Genomic DNA, 16,328 nt, shown 5'->3' on the forward strand with positions numbered 1-16,328 from the left:
ATGACCACCCGCATCGACCGCCGCATGGCCAAACTGAAGGCCGAAGGGCGCCCGGCACTCGTCACCTATTTCATGGGCGGCGACCCCGACTACGACACCTCGCTGTCGATCATGAAGGCATTGCCCGGCGCCGGCAGCGACATCATCGAACTCGGCATGCCGTTTTCCGATCCGATGGCCGACGGCCCGGCGATCCAGGCGGCCGGCCTGCGCGCGCTGAAAGGCGGGCAGACGCTGGTCAAGACGCTGAAGATGGCTTCGGAATTCCGTGCCACCGACAATGAAACGCCGATCGTTTTGATGGGCTACTACAATCCGATCTACATCCACGGCGTCGACCGCTTCCTCGGGGATGCGCTGGCCAGCGGCATAGACGGGCTGATCGTCGTCGACCTGCCGCCGGAAATGGATGAGGAGCTGTGCATTCCGGCGCTGAAGGCCGGCATCAATTTCATCCGGCTGGCGACGCCGACCACCGACGACAAGCGCCTGCCCAAGGTGCTGCAGAACACCTCTGGCTTCGTCTATTACGTGTCGATGACCGGCATCACCGGCTCGGCGCTTGCCGACACCGGCAAGGTGGCGGCGGCGGTCGGGCGCATCAAGGGCCATACCGACCTGCCGGTCTGCGTCGGCTTCGGCGTCAAGACCGCCGAGCAGGCGCGCATCATCGGAGCGTCGGCCGACGGCGTCGTCGTCGGCACTGCGATCGTCAATGCGGTCGCCAATGTTCTGGGGCCGAAGGGCGAAAAGACCGCCGACCCGGCCGAGGCGGTCGCCACGCTGGTCAGCGGGCTTTCGCAAGGCGTGCGCGCGGCCCGCCTTGCTGCCGCCGAATAGTCTTGATCTTCTGGTTGACCATGATCTCCACCGAAAACCGGTTTCCACTTTTCGGGATCATGGTCTAACTCTTCGTCAGGACAGGAGCCGAAGCGATGAACTGGATCACCAACTACGTTCGACCGAAGATCAATTCGATGCTCGGCCGGCGCACCGACATGCCTGAAAACCTCTGGATCAAGGATCCGGAGACCGGCGAGATGGTCTTCCACAAGGATCTGGAGCAGAACCAGTTCGTCATCCCGTCCTCCGGCCATCACATGAAGATCTCGGCAAGGGAGCGGCTGAGATTCTTCATGGACGACGGCAAGTACGAGATGCTCGAAAACCCCAAGGTGGTGCAGGATCCGCTGAAATTCCGCGACGAGAAGCGCTACACCGACCGGCTGAAGGACGCCAAGGCCAAGACCGGGCTGGAGGACGCGATCATCAATGCGCTGGGCACCGTTGAAGGCCTGCCGGTGGTGGTGACCGTGCAGGACTTCGCCTTCATGGGCGGCTCGCTCGGCATGGCCGCCGGCGACGCCATCGTTCGTGGCTTCGAGGTCGCAGTGCAACGCAAGCGGCCGCTGATCCTGTTCGCGGCCTCCGGCGGCGCCCGCATGCAGGAGGGCATCCTGTCGCTCATGCAATTGCCGAGAACCACGATCGGCGTCGATCGGCTGAAGGAAGCCGGTCTTCCCTATATCGTCGTTCTGACCAATCCGACTACCGGCGGCGTCACTGCCTCCTACGCCATGCTGGGCGACGTGCACATCGCCGAGCCCGGCGCGCTGATCGGCTTTGCCGGGCCGCGCGTCATCGAGCAGACGATCAGGGAAAAGCTGCCCGACGGCTTCCAGCGCTCCGAGTATCTGATGGAGCACGGCATGGTCGACATGGTGGTGTCGCGGCTGGAGATGCGCCAGACGATCGCACGGCTCCTGAAAATGCTGCTCAAGCTGCCGGAAGAAGAAAAGCCGCTGGAACCGGAAATCCTGCCGCCGGTGGCGGTCCCGGCGGAAGCACGCCCGCAAGCCTGACGCGACATCCGTCGTCGCGAACCGCGATTGCGCGCCATCTGTGGCGCTGTAGCATCTTGATTTCACGCATGATTCCTTTCCGAAAATCGATTTCGATTTTTCGGGGTCATGCGCTAGGATTCTCCCATGAGCACGCTTGCCGCCGACCGCGAAATCGAAAGCCTGATGTCGCTTCATCCGAAGGGCTTCGATCTTTCGCTCGACCGCATTTCGCGGCTGCTGGAGCGGCTTGGCAATCCGCAGGACCATCTGCCGCCGGTCATCCACATCGCCGGCACCAACGGCAAGGGCTCCTGCGCCGCGTTTTCGCGGGCGCTACTCGAAGCGGCCGGCCACCGCGTCCATGTCCACACATCGCCACATCTGGTGAACTGGCATGAGCGCTATCGGCTGGCCGCCGATGGCGGCGGCAGGCTGGTCGAGGACGAGGTCTTCGCCGATGCCATTGCCCGCGTCGCCAAGGCCAATGAAGGCCAGAAGATCACCGTCTTCGAGATCCTCACCGCCGTCACCTTCCTGCTGTTTTCCGAACATCCGGCAGATGCCGTCATCATCGAGGTCGGCCTTGGCGGCCGCTTTGATGCCACCAATGTCATCACCGAGCCGGCGGTGTCGGTGATCATGCCGGTCTCGCTCGACCACGAATCCTTTCTCGGCGACCGTGTCGAACTGATCGCAGAGGAAAAGGCCGGCATCATCAAGAGCGGTTGCCCGGTGGTCATCGGCGCGCAGGAAAGCGAAACGGCGCTTCAGGTGCTTATCGAAACCGCCGAGCGGCTCGACTGTCCCGCCTTCGTCTATGGCCAGGATTTCCTCGCCTTCGAGGAAAACGGCCGGATGGTCTATCAGGACGAAGACGGGCTGATGGACCTGTCCCCACCGCGCCTGCCAGGGCGCCACCAGTTCGCCAATGCCGCGGCGGCGATTGCGGCGGTCAAGTCGGCAGGTTTCGAGATCAGCCATCGCGTCGCCGACAAGGCGATGGCCAATGTCACCTGGCCGGGGCGGATGCAGAAATTGCCGCAAGGCAGGCTGACGGAACTGGCGCCAAAGGGCGCCGACATCTGGCTCGACGGCGGCCACAATCCCGGCGCCGGCGTGGTCGTCGCCGAGGCATTGGCCGAGCAGGAGGAAAAAAACCCGCGGCCGCTGTTCTTGATTTGCGGCATGATCAACACCAAGGACCAGAGCGGCTATTTCCGCGCCTTTAAGGGCCTGGTGCGGCATGTCTACACGGTGCCGGTGAGCCTCAGCGAGGCCAGTGTGCCGAATGACGAACTGGCGATCCGCGCCGTCGAGGCCGGCCTGTCGGCCGAACCGGTGAGCTCCGTCGCCAATGCGCTGATGCTGCTGCGCGACACGTGGGAGGGACCGCCGCCACGCATCCTGATCAGCGGCTCGCTCTATCTGGCCGGCGCGGTGCTGGCCGAAAACGGCACGCCGCCGGTTTGAGGCGCTGGTTCACCAGGCCATGATGACGGACTTCGTCAAATCACCACGAGGAGCCAGTCATGATCAAGGTAAAGCAGCTCGCTCACGTTTGCATCTTCGCGGATGATCTCGAAGTGACGCGAAGCTTCTATCGGGACGTCCTCGGCATGGACACCCAGTTCAACTTCCTGCGCGACGGCAAGATTTTCGGTTTTTACCTCAATTGCGGCAGCCGCAGCCACGTCGAGGTGTTCCAGAAAGACGGGGCCAGCTATAGCGACTTGAACCAGATCAACCACTTCTGCCTTGAAGTGGAAAACCTTGACGCCGCGATCGCCCACGCAAGAGCGAAAGGCGTTGAAGTCACGTCAAAGAAACACGCATGCGATGATACCTACCAGGCGTGGATTCGCGATCCTAACAACGTGAAGATAGAACTGTTTGAATACACAGAGAAAAGTGCGCAGTTCGTCGGAGGCGATCGCATCGCGGATTGGTGATCGCCTCACGCCTATGGCGGAGATGGCCTCGGTGGGGACTACTTCAGCTCAATCTCGATGAAGGCATACTCGCCCTCATTGGCATTGATGACGTCATGCTCCACGCCCTCCTTGCGGAAATAGGGCGCTCCCTTCTTCATTTCGGCGAAGGATTCGCCGTCCTTGGTCAGGAGCTTGAGCTTGCCGTCCATCAGCGGCACGACGACATAATCATGGCCATGGCGGTGCCAGCCGGTATTGTCGCCCGGCGCGAAGCGGTATTCGGTGACGATGACGCGCTCATTGTCGATGAAGACGGTGGCCTTGGCGGATCCGGTCATGTCGTTCTCCTGCTTTAAGCGAGACAAGAACATGGGCCGGCAAGTGGCGAGTGCCACGGCGGACCAGCCGCATGACCCAGAAAATCCGAGCCGATCTTCGGTCAGATCAAGTGCTGCAGCGTCCTTCGCGCGTCCAGGGGGAAGCGCGGTACATTAGATGACGCAGCAAAAAGCCCGGCGCGAGGGCCGGGCTTGTCTGCGGATTTCCGCCGGATCAGGCGAGATTGCCGTTGATCCAGTGCGACAGCGCCGTCTTCGGCGCGGCGCCGACCTTCATGTCGGCCATTTCGCCGCCCTTGAAGATCATCAGCGTCGGGATCGAGCGCACGCCGAACTGCGCGGCCAACTCGGGATTCTCGTCGATGTTGAGCTTGGCGATCTTGACCTTGCCGCCGAGTTCGATGGCGATGTCTTCCAGCGCCGGCGCGATCATCTTGCACGGGCCGCACCATTCCGCCCAGAAATCGACGACGACCGGCTCCTTGGCGTCAAGCACATCGGTCTGGAAATTGCTCTTGTCGACCTTGACGGTGGCCATGCGAAAATCCTTTCGAGAGTTATTGTCGCACCAAATGTGGTGGTGATCGCGCCCTTCTTCAAGCAGCTGTTGTGTCACGCTCCCGTGAGTCGGGCAAGGGCGTCGTCCATCGCCGTCGGCGGCAGCTCGATCAATCGCGGCGCTTCAGTGAACAGCAGCGCCGCCGAGACCTCATGCCCGGGATAAAGCGGCTGGAGCAGCGAGCGATAGAGCGCGAGCTGCAGGACATAGGCCGGTGGAACGTCCGCCAGCGCTGCAGGCGCCGGCCGGTTGGTCTTGTAGTCGACGATCGACACCCTGCCTGATGTGACCGCCAGCCGGTCGATCTTGCCGGAGATCGAGCGCAGCTTGCCCTTGACCTCCAGGCTGCCCATGACCGCGACCTCAGCGCGTGAATTCGGCGCAAACAGCTGATCGAAGCGGCTGTCGGCAAGGATCGTCGCCACCGAAGCCAAGGCCTTGTCGCGCTCGCTTTCAGGCCATTGCGCGCCAGCGCGCTTGAGGTAGCGCTCCGCAGCATCGCGGCGTTCGGTGTCGGCAATACCGGGCAGCATCTGCAGCAATTTGTGCAGCGCCAGCCCCCGCATGACCGCAAAGCCAGGCTCCGCGTCGGTGCCCAGCACCGGCGAGCCGGTGTCGATTACGGCTTGCCTGGCCTCGTCGATCAGCGCCGAGGCGCCGGACGGCGACAGCGGCCGCGGCAGATCCTCGAAGGGCGGCAAGGGCTGGAACAGGCTCTTCGGCAACGGCTCGAACTGTTGCGCCTGCCGCGCCGCTTCGGCGGCCGCCTGTGCGACCGGCGGCAATTTTGTCACGTGAAAGCGATGCACGGTCTCGCCGGTGGCGGGATGCTGCCGCTCGATGCTTTCGGGCGCGCCGACCAGCGCGCGGCTGACGATCGAGTGCCAGGTGCCGGCATTCGGCACCCGCTTGCCGTGATAGCCGCAGACGATCAGCCGGTCCTCGGCGCGGGTCATGCCGACATAGAGCAGCCGGCGGTATTCGTCGTCGGCCAGTTCGCGCGCGCGGACCGAAGCGGCCCGCGAAAAGCCATTGGCGACATCCGTGGCCGAACGCCAGAGATAGCCCTTGCCGTCCCAGTGTTGGCCCGAGCCATCGAACGGCATCAGTCGCGGCAGATGCTGATCGCTGAACGGCGCCGAGCCACCATCGACCAGGAACACGACAGGCGCCTCGAGGCCCTTGGCGGCATGCACGGTCATGACCCGAACCTCGTCGCGGGTCTGGTCCATTTCGCGCTTGATCTCGGGGCCGGCATTCTCCAGCGTCGCCAGGAAGGATTCCAGCCCCGGCAGGCCGGTCCGCTCCTCGGCCAGGCAGAAGCTCAGGAATTCGTCGAGGATGTCGCCGGCTTCCGGCCCGAGCCGCGCGATCATTTTCTTGCGCAAGCCGTCGCGGGCGAGAGCCCCGGCATAGAATTCGAACACCGGCCTGAATGCGGCTTCATCGGACCATGTGTCGAGCTGGGCAGCGATTGCGGCCAAGGCGGCGCTTTCGCCGGCTTGCTGCCTGAGCGAAGCGATCAACGAGAGGCCGGACGGCCGGACGCCGGCGAGCGCGAAAAGCATCTCTTCCGAAACATCGAAAATCGGGCTGCGCAGCACGGCGGCGAGCGACAGATCGTCCTCGGGCTGGACGAGAAAGTGACCGAGCGCGACCAGATCCTTGACCGCGATATGGCCGGGCAGGCTGAGCCGGTCGGCGCCGGCGACCGGGATGCCGCGGCGCTTCAGTGCGCGCGTCAGCGCATGGACAAAACGATCGCGCTTGCGCACCAGCACCAGCACGTCGCCAGGCCGAAGCGTCTTGCCGCGGCCCTCGATGATCTCGCCAGCGCCGATCCAGCCGGCAATGGTTGCCGCGACGTTTTCGGCAACACGCACCGCCGGTGCATGGGCGTGGTCGACGGCTTGCGTCCAGTCGTCGGGTTCGTCGACGACGTCGGCGCCGATCGACGGCCAGACCTCGACATAGCCCGGCGCATCGCTGCGGATCGCCTTGTGGGTCAGCGGGTCGGGATCGTGGCTGATGCCGCGCCGCACGAGCGGGTCGGCAAAGACACGGTCCACCGCCGCAAGCACGTCTTCGGTCGAGCGGAACGACCAGGTCAGCTTGAGATCGGCGAAGGCGGCTTTGGCGTCGCGCACTTTTGCGGAAAACAGCAGCCTTGAGTCGGCGAAGGAGTCGGGCGCCGCTCCTTGAAAGGAATAGATCGACTGTTTTTCGTCGCCGACGGCGAACACCGTGCGGTGAACATTGTCGCGTGCGCCGAGCCCGGCAAAGAATTCCTCGGCCAGTCGCTTCACCACCTCCCACTGGTCGGGACTGGTGTCCTGCGCCTCGTCGAGCAGGATATGGTCGATGCCCTGGTCGAGCTTGTATTGCACCCAGGGGCCGGCGTCGGGCCGCGCCAGGAGATTGACCGTTCGGGTGATGAGGTCGTTGAAATCGAGGAAGCCGCGGGCGCGCTTCAAGTGCTCGTAGCGGGCGATCAGCCAGTCGGCGATGGTCAGCGCCGCACGTGTGCCCTCCAGCATCCTGAACAAGGCCAATCGGTCGGAGATTTCGAGAATGGCATCGACCGCTGACAGATAGCGCTCGGCAAGATCCGGCAGCCGGTCGAGCAACGCCTTCTTGAACATTGCCGGCTCATAAGGCTCGCCATCGCCTCGCAGGAAGGCTTTTGCCAGCAGATGCAGCCGGCGAACCGGATCATCCTCGGCGAAGGCAAGGCGCGCATAGGGCAGAAGGTTGTTGAGTACGGTGCGGGCATCGGCGGCTTCTGCAGCACGGGCGAAGGTGATGAAATAGTCCGGCAGGAAGCCCGGCAGCGGCCAGACGGACGCCGCCAGGCCATCGGCGGTCTGGCCGGCGGGAAACCTGAACTCGTCGAACAGCGCCTGAAAACCATCGCCGCCAGCCGCGCTGATGAAGGCGCGCAGACCTTCGCGCTTGCGCACGATCTCGGCCAGCAAGGCGTCAAGCCCGTGTTCGCCGCCGCGTTCCAGAATGGTGGCGAAAGCCTCGGCCAGCTCCGCATCGCCGGCCGCCGTGCCCGAGATCATGTCGCGGCGGGCGGCGGCGAAGAGCGACGCCTCCATCTGCGGATCGAGCATTTCGAAATGGGCCGGTATGTTGGCTTCCAGCGGGAACTGGTGCAGCACCGATTCGCAGAAGGCGTGGATGGTCTGGATCTTCAGCCCGCCGGGCGTCTCCAGCGCCTCGGCGAACAGGCGGCGGGCGCGGCGCATGGCTTCGCGATTGGGCTGGCGACCGTCCAGCGCCTCTATCCTTGTCGCCAGTTCTGCGTCGCCAAGCGCCGTCCATTCCGACAATGTCGAAAACACCCTGTTCGACATGTTGGCGGCGGCGGCGCGGGTGTAGGTCAGGCACAGGATCTTCGACGGATCGGTGCCACGCAGCAGAAGACGGATGACACGCTGGGCCAGCACATGGGTCTTGCCCGATCCGGCGTTGGCCGACACCCAGGCGGAATTTTGCGGATCTGAGGCGCTTGCCTGGCTGACGGCGGTATCGGTCGGGATGGGATAGGCCTTCTTCATGCCTCCCCTCCCTCGTCGTCGTCGGCGTCGCCGCCGGCAGACCATTCGAGCACGCGGGCGAGATGGTCGTAGTCGCCGTCGGTCTCGCCCTCGCGGAACGGCAACGCCCGCGACAGGTATCCGGTCGCCGGGTTGGCATAGTGGATCAGCAGTTTTTCGAGCCGCGCCCAGGCTTCCTCGGCGAGGTCTGCGGCGGTTCGCGGCTTGCGGTTGTATTCGAGGATGGATTCCTCGAACACCTCGCCATTCGGCTTCAGCCTGATGAAGGCCAGCTGCGACGGCTCGCGCGCGCCTAGCCCCTTGAAGGCGCCGCGCCTGAGCAGCGCGCCCTCGAGCGCCAGTTGCGGCGAAAGCAGCGTATGGGCCTGCGCCTTCGACGGCGAAGAGCCGGTCTTGTAATCCAGGATGTCGGCCATGCCGCCGGCCAGGAGATCGACACGATCGGCATAGCCGGACAGCGTCACGCCGGACTGGCCGACGCCTGTTTTCTCGGCGTGCTCCTCGGCATGCCGCATTGTCACGGCGAAGGCGCGGCCGCGCTCCCATTCGATGATGCCGGCGGCGAGCTTTTCGAAGCGCGGCCACCACACCGCCTCGACATCGGGAGGAAGGGCCGCCTCGGCAAAGCATTCGCGGCCGGCGGCAATGAGACCGTCCAGCGCCTCCGGCACAAGCGGATCGGCCACGGTCCGCGAAAAGAGATGCAGGATGGCGTGAAACAGCGTGCCGCGTTCGGCAGCACCCGGGTCGCGGATGACCGGGTCGAGCGGCATCAGGCGGAGGATCCTCCTGGCATAGATCGCGTAAGGGTCGCGGCGCAGCGTTTCGATCTCGGTGACCGAGAAATGTTGCGGCCGCACATCCAGCGGTGGCTTCGGCTGCGGCCGCGGCGCGAAGTCTCTTCGTTCGCCGGCATCGAGCGCACGGGCCCAGGACAGGAATTCATCACCACGCCGGCGAAGCACCGCCGCATGGTCCTTGCCTATGAAGGTCAGCAGGCGCTGCAGCCAGCGCGACGGCACCGCCGGTGCGTCGCCGGAGCGGGCGGAGCGCGCCAGCACCACTTTCCTCGCCCCCATCGCCATCTGGAAATCATGGGCGGCCAGGCCGATGCGCCGTTCGGGCGGCTCGAGGTCGATGCCGGTCTTCATCAGCCGGGACATGAAGCGGTCGCTTTCCGGTTTGCGCGGCCACACGCCTTCGTTGAGCCCGCCGACGACCAGCGTGTCGACGTTCTGCAACCGGGCTTCCAGCGCACCCCAGATGGCGATGTTCCTGTCGGTGCCTTGTGCCGGCTTGACTGTCTCCGGTGCGATCAGCGCCTCCATCACATCGGGCCATTCGTCGGCTCCGAAGGAGAACGACGCCGAGGCAGCGACCAGCCCGCGCAAGAGCTCGGTGAGCTTTTCGCCGGCGTCGTCGGCATAAAGTTCGCTCAGACAGCCACCCGCGGAGCGGCCGAGACCTTCGAGCGCGACGACGCTGGCCCGCACAAGCGTGGCAAGATCGGCATTCTCCTCGTCGCGATAGGCAACCAGCGGCGCAAGCGCGGCGGTTAACCGGATCAGCAGGTCTCGGGCTTCTTCGATGCGCCTGACCGAAAGCCGCGATCGCCAGAAGGGCGGGCGGCGATTGCCGCGATCGTCGAATTCGAGGAGCCGGGCATCGAAGAGCTCCGGCAGCGAGGCGACGTCGGGGCGGCCGGTGCCGCCGCGCAGCGCCACCAGTTCGACGATCTCCACCGCGCGACGGACGCTTGTGCGTTCCAGACCGAGGCCAAGCAGCGGGTGCTTGAGCAGCGACAGCAGGGCCACGGGATCGCCGGGGCGGAACGCCGCCTGAAGCGCCAGTCTGAGCAGGCCGGCGGCTGGCGTGTTGATGAGCAGTGTGCCGCCCGAATCGTCGGCGACGACACCAAAGCGCAACAGCTCGACCGAGACGCGCCGCGCCAGGGCGCGGTCGCCGGTGACGAGCGCGGCGCGCTGGCCGGGCTGTTCGACGGCGCGTTTCAGCGCGACGGCGATCGCCACCGCTTCGTCGCGCTCGCCGGCGGCTTCGAGCAGCGTCACGTCGGCGAAGGCCTCGGTGATATCGCCGGCCGTAAAGCGGGCGCGCGTCTCGACCCACAGCTCGGTGGTCTCCGCCGGCCGCAGCGCCTCGCCGACAAGTGCGGCGCGCAGCGCGAGCGGCCTTTCGGCAACGGCGATCTCCTCGACATCGCCGCGCAGCACGCCGATCTTGCCGATCAGTTTTGCCAGGCCGTATTGCGGGTGGCCAAGCAAGGCCGGCCGCGCGCCGGGCACCGCAATTGCCTGGAATGACGGCTCATCCAGCATCCGGTCGAGGCCGGGCAGCACGACCGCGCCGCTGGGCAGGCCGGCGATCACCGCAAGCAATTCAGCGGTGGCGGGAATGGACCCGGTGGAGCCGGCGGCGATCACCGGCCCGGTCGGCGGATTGCGCTTCAGCCGCGCTGCTTCCAGCCTTATCAGCGCATTGCGATGCGCAGCCGGGTTGGAGCGATTGCGTTCTTCGAGGAGATTCGGCCAGTTTTCGGTGACGATGCTCAGGAAGTCGAGCGTCACTTGCCACCAGCCGGCGAGGTTGCCGGTCACCAGATCGGCGAGCCTGGTCCAGTCCGTGCCTTCCGTCTCGATCTCGTCAATCAGCCGGGCCAGGTCGCGCGCCAGCCAGATGGCATCGGCGGCCGACGCCGGCACAACGATCTCCTCGTCGAAAAGTGCCGCGACATGCGCCGGCAGGCGGCGTTTCCAGGCGCGCACCAGCGGCGCCAGCAGCAGCAGGCGCTCGATCGCGGCGATCGGCGGCGCGAGGTCGATGGCGGCCGATGCGTCGGCCTCGAACGCGGCCTCGTCCTCGTCGAACTCGCCGAGCGGGCGGATGACCGGCAGTATCGCCGAGCGGCCACCCAGACAGTCGACGAAGACGCCGCGCAGCGCCCGCGCGGCGCGGCGCGTCGGCACGTAGATGGTGGCGTCGGCCAGCGCCAGCGGGTCGCCGTCGAAGCGGAAACCGGAAACGAGGCGCCCTGACAGCAGGGCCTCGGCCAGCGTCGGCAGAAACGGCGCTCCGGGCGGGATCGAGAAAACGCGGCGGGAGCCGCTCATTTCAACTCGGTGAGAGCGCTGGTCAACTCGGTAAGAGTGCCGGGCGACTCAGCAAGAGCGGCGGCAACGACCGCTTCGGCAAGCGGAATGGCGTCGGGCGTGCCAACGGTGATCCAATGGCCGTGCATCACCATGCCGTACAGGCGGCCGGCTGCGATGGCCGCATTGAAATAGGCGTTGAGCGAGTGTGGCCCGGCCGGCGCATCCTTGAAAAGCCTGGGATGGACGATCGCCGCGCCGGCATAGATCAGGCCTGTCGGGTCGCCTTTCGAACGCCGCAAGGCGCCGTCCGGCGCCATCAGGAAATCGGTGCCGCCGCTGTGTCCGGTTGCTGACTGGGAATCCGCGAGCATCAGCAGAACATCCATTTTCGCCGCGTCCCATGCAAGGGCGAGGCGGGCAAGGTTGGGCACGCCGCTGTCGATCCAGAAGGTGTCGGCGTTGACGATGTAAAAGGGAGCCCCTCCCAGTTCCGGCAAAGCATGGACGATACCGCCGGCGGAATCGAGCAGTCTTTGGCTTTCGTCGGAAATAACGACACGCGGCGCGCGGCGCGCGGCGACGTGGGCGACGATCTGCTCGGGAAAATAATGGACGTTGACGATGGCCTTGTCGACGCCGGCGCGGGCCAGGCTGTCCAGGCTCCAGTCGAGCAACGTCTTGCCTGATATTCTGACCAGCGGTTTCGGCATTGTGTCGGTGATTGGCCGCATGCGCTTTCCCAGCCCGGCGGCAAGCACCATTGCGGTTTTGGGGCGTGTCGTCACAGCGGCCGCTCCTCCAGCAGCCCGTGGGCGGTATAGAAATCCCGCAGGCCGGCCAGTGCCGGATGCGCCAGAGCCCGCCGGAGATAATCGCGAATGCGCGGCAGGTGTTTCAGATAATAGGGCTTGCCGTCCCGCTTTTCGAGCCTGACGAAAATGCCGAGGATCTTCGAATTGCGCTGCGCCGCCATGATCGCATAGTTCTCGACGAATTCGTCCTCTTTGAAAGCACCGGCCTTATGGCGCGCGGCGATATAGGCATCGAGCGTCCGTCGCTCGATCTCAGGCGAGATTGTAACCCGGGCATCCATGGCGAGCGAGGCGAGATCATAGGCCGAGGGGCCGATCAGCGCGTCCTGGACATCGACGATGCCAAGGCGATCGTGACCGGAACGATTGCCGCGCCAGATGATGTTGGGCGAATGAAAGTCGCGCAGCATGAGCGTGTATTCGCGCCCCTCCAGCCGGTCGAGAGCCGCGTTCCATTGCTTGGTATAGCCGGCGCGCAAGGCATCGCTTGCCGGGCCGCCTGTGATTGCCGGCACATACCAGTCGAGCAGCAATTCGGCTTCGATCATCATGGCGTCGCGGTCGAAAGGCGGCACGTCGTGAAAGACGCCGGGCGCGGCCTCGATGCGATCGGGCCACGTCTTGCCGTGCATCATCGCAAGCAGTTCGGCCGCCGCCGCGTAGCGCTCCGCCAGCGGCTGACCGTGCTGGCCGAGAAATCCCTCCGAGCCGAGATGCTCCATGAGAAGAAAGCCCTGGTCCAGGTCCTGCGCGTGGATTTCCGGGACGCAGACGCCGCCGGCCCGCAATGCCCGATCGATGGCGACGAAGGCCGCGACGGATTGTGCGGTGTGGGCGATCACCGCATAGGGCTTGCCGTCGCGGACCGGCGGCCCGAGCACCAGCCGCGGCGAGTTCATCAACACGCGCGGCGGCAGGCCGGCCAGCGAGACGACCTCATAGGAGCGGGCCGAGGCGTCGCCGATAAAATAGCGTCTCTGCGCTTCACCCCAGCCGGCTCTTTCCAGAAAATTGCGCATGGCCAGCGAGCGCGCCGCGCGCTCGAAGGCAACGCCTTGTCCCGACAATCTCGCCAGGCGTCCGTCGTCCTGATGGACGAGTTCGATAAGCACCGAAGTCTTTGGCAAATAGGCCTCTGCCCGCTCCGGCCATTCGACCAGGGCAGCGCCTTGCGCCAGCGCCTCGTCGAAACCCAGTTCGTCCAGTTCGGACGCCGCGGACAGGCGATAGAGGTCGAAATGATGGACGGGGACGCGCACCTCATAGCTCTGGACGAGCGTGAAGGTCGGGCTCGGCACGTCGAGACCGGCATCGTCGGTCATTGCCCTGATCAGCGCCCGCGCCAAACTCGACTTGCCGGCGCCGAGATCGCCTCTGAGAGCCAGCACGTCGCCGGGGCGCAGCGACATGGCCAGATCCTCGCCCAGCCTTGCGGTCGCAGCCTCGTCGGCGAGAAAACGCTCCAGCACCATGCCTGCCATCGAACGCGCTACTCGGCCGCCGCGCGGATGCCGGACGGCGTGTCGGGAAAGGCACAAATGACGGTGGTGCCCATGTCCTTGCCGGTTTCGATGCGGACACTGCCGCCATGCAGCTCGACAAAGCTCTTGACGATCGACAGGCCGAGGCCGGGGCCGCGCCGGCGGCCGCCATTGGTGCGCGGTTCGAAACGGCGGAACACGGAATCGAGCAGGTCCGGCGGCATGCCGGGACCATCGTCGTGAACGGAGAATTCCACGCCTTCGGCAAGCGAGCGGCAGGCGAGCGTGATGGTGCTCGCCTCCGGTGCGTAGTTCGCGGCATTGCTCAGCAGGTTGTAGAGGATCTGGCGGATGCGGATTTCGTCGCCGTGGAACGTCTTTGGCGCAGTGGCCGCATCGATCTTGAGCCTGATCGCATGCTCCGCCAGCCGGTCGGCAACAAGCTCGGCAGCGGCAGCGATGGTCCGGTCGACGTGAACTTCGGAGATATCGAGTTCCATGATGCCGGCATCCACGGTCGCCAGGTCGAGGATGTCGTTGACGATGGTGAGCAGGACCGAGGAAGACGAGCTGACATGCTCGACATATTCGCTCTGCTTCTGGTTCAATGGCCCGGTCGAGGGCAGCGAAAGCAGCTCGGTGAAGCCGATGATGTTGGTCAGCGGCGAGCGCAGCTCGTAGGAGACGTGCTGCACAAACTCGTTCTTGAGCTGGTCGGATTTTTCCAGCGCCTCATTCTTGTCCTTCAGCGCCCGCTCGACATTGACGCTGTCGGTGACGTCGACGAAGGTCATCATCACCTGCCCGTTGGGCAGCGGGATCATCGCGTAGCGCAGCACGGTGCCGTTGTTCAGCTCGGTCTGGCCGTGGCGGTCGCGGCGCTCGTCGTCGAAACCGGTGACGGCGGCAACGAACCCGCGCCAGGGGCTGTCGGCGGCGCGCCGGTCGCACAGATCGCGGATCGTGGAGACGTGAACGTTGGGCTTGGCGGCGTCGGCGTCGAGCCCCCAAAGTGCTGCGAATGCCGGGTTCGACAATCTGAGCCTGCCGTCGGGGCCGAACACGGCCACGCCTTCGGCAAGATTGTCGAGCGTTTCGCCCTGGACCCGCACCGCGGTCTGGTAGCGGCTTTCAAGGTCCATCTTCTCGGTCAGGTTCTCGAACACCCAGGTGACGCCACCTTTGGGCTGCGGATTGGCGACGACGCGGATGGTCTTGCCGTCCGGCAAATGCCACCAATGTTCCTGCGACTCGACCGCGCGATAGGCGCCAAGCAGGCTTTCCTTCCAGCGCCGCCATTCGGGCTGCTCGGCGATCTTGCCTTCGCTGCGCAGCCGGTCGAGCAACAAGGCGTTGTCCGGAGCGCTGTGCAGGAAGCCGCTGTCGAGACCCCATAGTTTCTGAAACGCCTGGTTGAAAAACCGCAGTTTTTCGTCGGTATCGAAAATCGCCACGGCGGTGTTGAGCTGGTCGAGCGTGTCGGCATGACTGCGCACGGTCCGCTCATATTCGCTACGGATCGTTTCGATGGCGCTGGTGTCGCAGGCGAGACCCGCCGAGCCGTCCGCGCCGGCGAAGTCGGTCACGGCGAACATGCGGCGGTCGCCTTCGATCACGGTGGAAAGCGCCTGCTCGAAGACGGGATGCGACTTGTGCTGCGCAGCGATTGCATCGCGCGCCTGGCCGCCCAGGAACTCCTTCGCGTCGCGAACCGCAGCTTCGGCGTTTTCCGCCTCGACCGCCCTGGCATAGGCGCGGTTGACCCATTTCAGCCGCCCGTCCGCCGAGCGCAGCCAGGCTGGCATGCTGAGTGCGTTGAAAAGACCGAGCATGGTGTCATAGTCGGCGGCAAGGCGCTGGTTCTCAATTCTTAGCCTGGCCTCGCTTCGCTGCGTTTCAGAAAGCGAGACGAAGCGGACGAGCACGTGTGCTGCGCTCTTGCGGCCGTGCACTTCGAGCGGCGCCCCGGCCTGCGATTCGATGACGAGATCGAACGGCTTCGCTTTTTCCCGCAGTCCCGCCACGGCATTCTCGAGCGCCGCCGCCGAGCGCGGCATCAGCCAACGGCCAAAGGCGAGGAAGGCGGCACGGTCTTCCGGAGCCCCGCTTTCAACCGGCAATGTCCCGACGAGCTCGGGCTTTTTGTTTTCCGATGCCCACACGACGACACGCTGGCCGCGCAGGTTGAGCAGCGCCTCGGAGCGCTGCAGCGCAGCGTTGACGTCGGCCAAGCGGGCTCTGAGTTCGCCATTCTGGGCCGAGGTGCGCGCCCGTTCGCGGATCAGGAAAATGGCCGAGACAAGTGCCGCGCCCATGACGCCGACAAACATGGCGAGTTGCATGACCTCGACCGTGCTGACCGACAGCCCGGCTTTGGGCGCAGCCGCGTGGGATGCAGCAGCCGGTCCAGCGTGTGCCGAAAGGCCAAGCAGCGGGCCGGCGAGCGCGGAAGAAGCAAACAATTTTCCGACGCGGGCGCCAGCGCGCCATAAGAGGCTTCCGCCTCTGGCAGCGGAACCCGTGGTCGCCATATCGTTGTGGCCGCCGGAAACGGCCTGTCCCGCGCAAGGCGGGTAATCCCCCGGCATGTCCTGGTCCTCTTCGCCGCCTGAATGCAAGACCGCCCTGATGCGGGCCTCGGCCCTCGTCCCCGGGCCCGCGAATCAGCACCATAGCGCTTGCGCGAATCG

At 65.2% G+C, this 16,328-nt stretch carries 11 protein-coding genes; 4 read left to right on the forward strand and 7 right to left on the reverse strand.

Going from position 1 to position 16,328, the window contains the following annotated elements:
- The 4 genes from trpA to AC0L28_RS07500 all read left to right on the forward strand — a co-directional run bounded on the left by trpA (position 1) and on the right by AC0L28_RS07500 (position 3,793).
- Entirely contained in the window at positions 1 to 840 is an 840-nt protein-coding gene (trpA, locus tag AC0L28_RS07485; protein WP_287220514.1) for a tryptophan synthase subunit alpha, read from the forward strand.
- Positions 841 to 935: 95 nt separating this feature from the next.
- Positions 936 to 1,862 carry an acetyl-CoA carboxylase, carboxyltransferase subunit beta gene (gene accD / locus AC0L28_RS07490; protein ID WP_023796893.1) on the forward strand — a complete coding sequence of 309 codons (927 nt, stop codon included), beginning with the start codon at positions 936 to 938 and terminating at the stop codon, positions 1,860 to 1,862.
- Positions 1,863 to 1,988: 126 nt separating this feature from the next.
- Entirely contained in the window at positions 1,989 to 3,314 is a 1,326-nt protein-coding gene (locus AC0L28_RS07495; protein ID WP_473476515.1) for a bifunctional folylpolyglutamate synthase/dihydrofolate synthase, read from the forward strand.
- A gap of 59 nt (positions 3,315 to 3,373) precedes the next feature.
- Positions 3,374 to 3,793, forward strand: coding sequence for a VOC family protein (locus AC0L28_RS07500; RefSeq protein ID WP_128172849.1), 420 nt, complete (start codon positions 3,374 to 3,376; stop codon positions 3,791 to 3,793).
- Between the two features lie 38 nt (positions 3,794 to 3,831).
- Here AC0L28_RS07500 and AC0L28_RS07505 read toward each other — a convergent pair whose 3' ends face one another.
- From AC0L28_RS07505 to AC0L28_RS07535, 7 genes are all read right to left on the reverse strand, one after another.
- Positions 3,832 to 4,113 (reverse strand): cupin domain-containing protein, encoded by a 282-nt coding sequence (locus AC0L28_RS07505; RefSeq protein WP_023796896.1) that lies wholly within the window; start codon positions 4,111 to 4,113, stop codon positions 3,832 to 3,834.
- A 214-nt stretch (positions 4,114 to 4,327) separates the two neighbouring features.
- The gene (gene trxA / locus AC0L28_RS07510; RefSeq protein WP_091592579.1) at positions 4,328 to 4,651 is read right to left on the reverse strand and encodes a thioredoxin; all 324 of its coding nucleotides are present in this window, start codon (positions 4,649 to 4,651) and stop codon (positions 4,328 to 4,330) included.
- 74 nt (positions 4,652 to 4,725) lie between these two features.
- Positions 4,726 to 8,235, reverse strand: a complete 3,510-nt coding sequence (gene addA, locus AC0L28_RS07515; protein ID WP_473476519.1) for a double-strand break repair helicase AddA — start codon at positions 8,233 to 8,235, stop codon at positions 4,726 to 4,728.
- Positions 8,232 to 11,363, reverse strand: a complete 3,132-nt coding sequence (gene addB, locus AC0L28_RS07520) for a double-strand break repair protein AddB (RefSeq protein ID WP_473476522.1) — start codon at positions 11,361 to 11,363, stop codon at positions 8,232 to 8,234. Before addB ends, addA begins: the two co-directional genes overlap by 4 nt.
- Positions 11,360 to 12,130 carry a nucleotidyltransferase family protein gene (locus tag AC0L28_RS07525; RefSeq protein WP_473476525.1) on the reverse strand — a complete coding sequence of 257 codons (771 nt, stop codon included), beginning with the start codon at positions 12,128 to 12,130 and terminating at the stop codon, positions 11,360 to 11,362. Before AC0L28_RS07525 ends, addB begins: the two co-directional genes overlap by 4 nt.
- Positions 12,127 to 13,638, reverse strand: a complete 1,512-nt coding sequence (tsaE, locus tag AC0L28_RS07530) for a tRNA (adenosine(37)-N6)-threonylcarbamoyltransferase complex ATPase subunit type 1 TsaE (RefSeq protein ID WP_473476528.1) — start codon at positions 13,636 to 13,638, stop codon at positions 12,127 to 12,129. The genes AC0L28_RS07525 and tsaE overlap by 4 nt, the downstream gene beginning before the upstream one ends.
- A gap of 8 nt (positions 13,639 to 13,646) precedes the next feature.
- Complete coding sequence (locus AC0L28_RS07535) at positions 13,647 to 16,226, reverse strand: sensor histidine kinase (RefSeq protein ID WP_473476531.1); 2,580 nt, start codon at positions 16,224 to 16,226, stop codon at positions 13,647 to 13,649.
- Between the last annotated feature and the right edge of the window lie 102 nt (positions 16,227 to 16,328).

The organism is Mesorhizobium sp. WSM4847, assembly GCF_055811335.1.

Bases quoted from the DNA above. Each gene is read 5' to 3' on its own strand.
- addA (WP_473476519.1), bottom strand. From the start codon at position 8,235: ATGAAGAAGGCCTATCCCATCCCGACCGATACCGCCGTCAGCCAGGCA.
- AC0L28_RS07505 (WP_023796896.1), bottom strand. From the start codon at position 4,113: ATGACCGGATCCGCCAAGGCCACCGTCTTCATCGACAATGAGCGCGTC.
- addB (WP_473476522.1), bottom strand. From the start codon at position 11,363: ATGAGCGGCTCCCGCCGCGTTTTCTCGATCCCGCCCGGAGCGCCGTTT.
- trpA (WP_287220514.1), top strand. From the start codon at position 1: ATGACCACCCGCATCGACCGCCGCATGGCCAAACTGAAGGCCGAAGGG.
- accD (WP_023796893.1), top strand. From the start codon at position 936: ATGAACTGGATCACCAACTACGTTCGACCGAAGATCAATTCGATGCTC.
- tsaE (WP_473476528.1), bottom strand. From the start codon at position 13,638: ATGGCAGGCATGGTGCTGGAGCGTTTTCTCGCCGACGAGGCTGCGACC.
- AC0L28_RS07500 (WP_128172849.1), top strand. From the start codon at position 3,374: ATGATCAAGGTAAAGCAGCTCGCTCACGTTTGCATCTTCGCGGATGAT.
- AC0L28_RS07495 (WP_473476515.1), top strand. From the start codon at position 1,989: ATGAGCACGCTTGCCGCCGACCGCGAAATCGAAAGCCTGATGTCGCTT.
- AC0L28_RS07535 (WP_473476531.1), bottom strand. From the start codon at position 16,226: ATGCCGGGGGATTACCCGCCTTGCGCGGGACAGGCCGTTTCCGGCGGC.
- trxA (WP_091592579.1), bottom strand. From the start codon at position 4,651: ATGGCCACCGTCAAGGTCGACAAGAGCAATTTCCAGACCGATGTGCTT.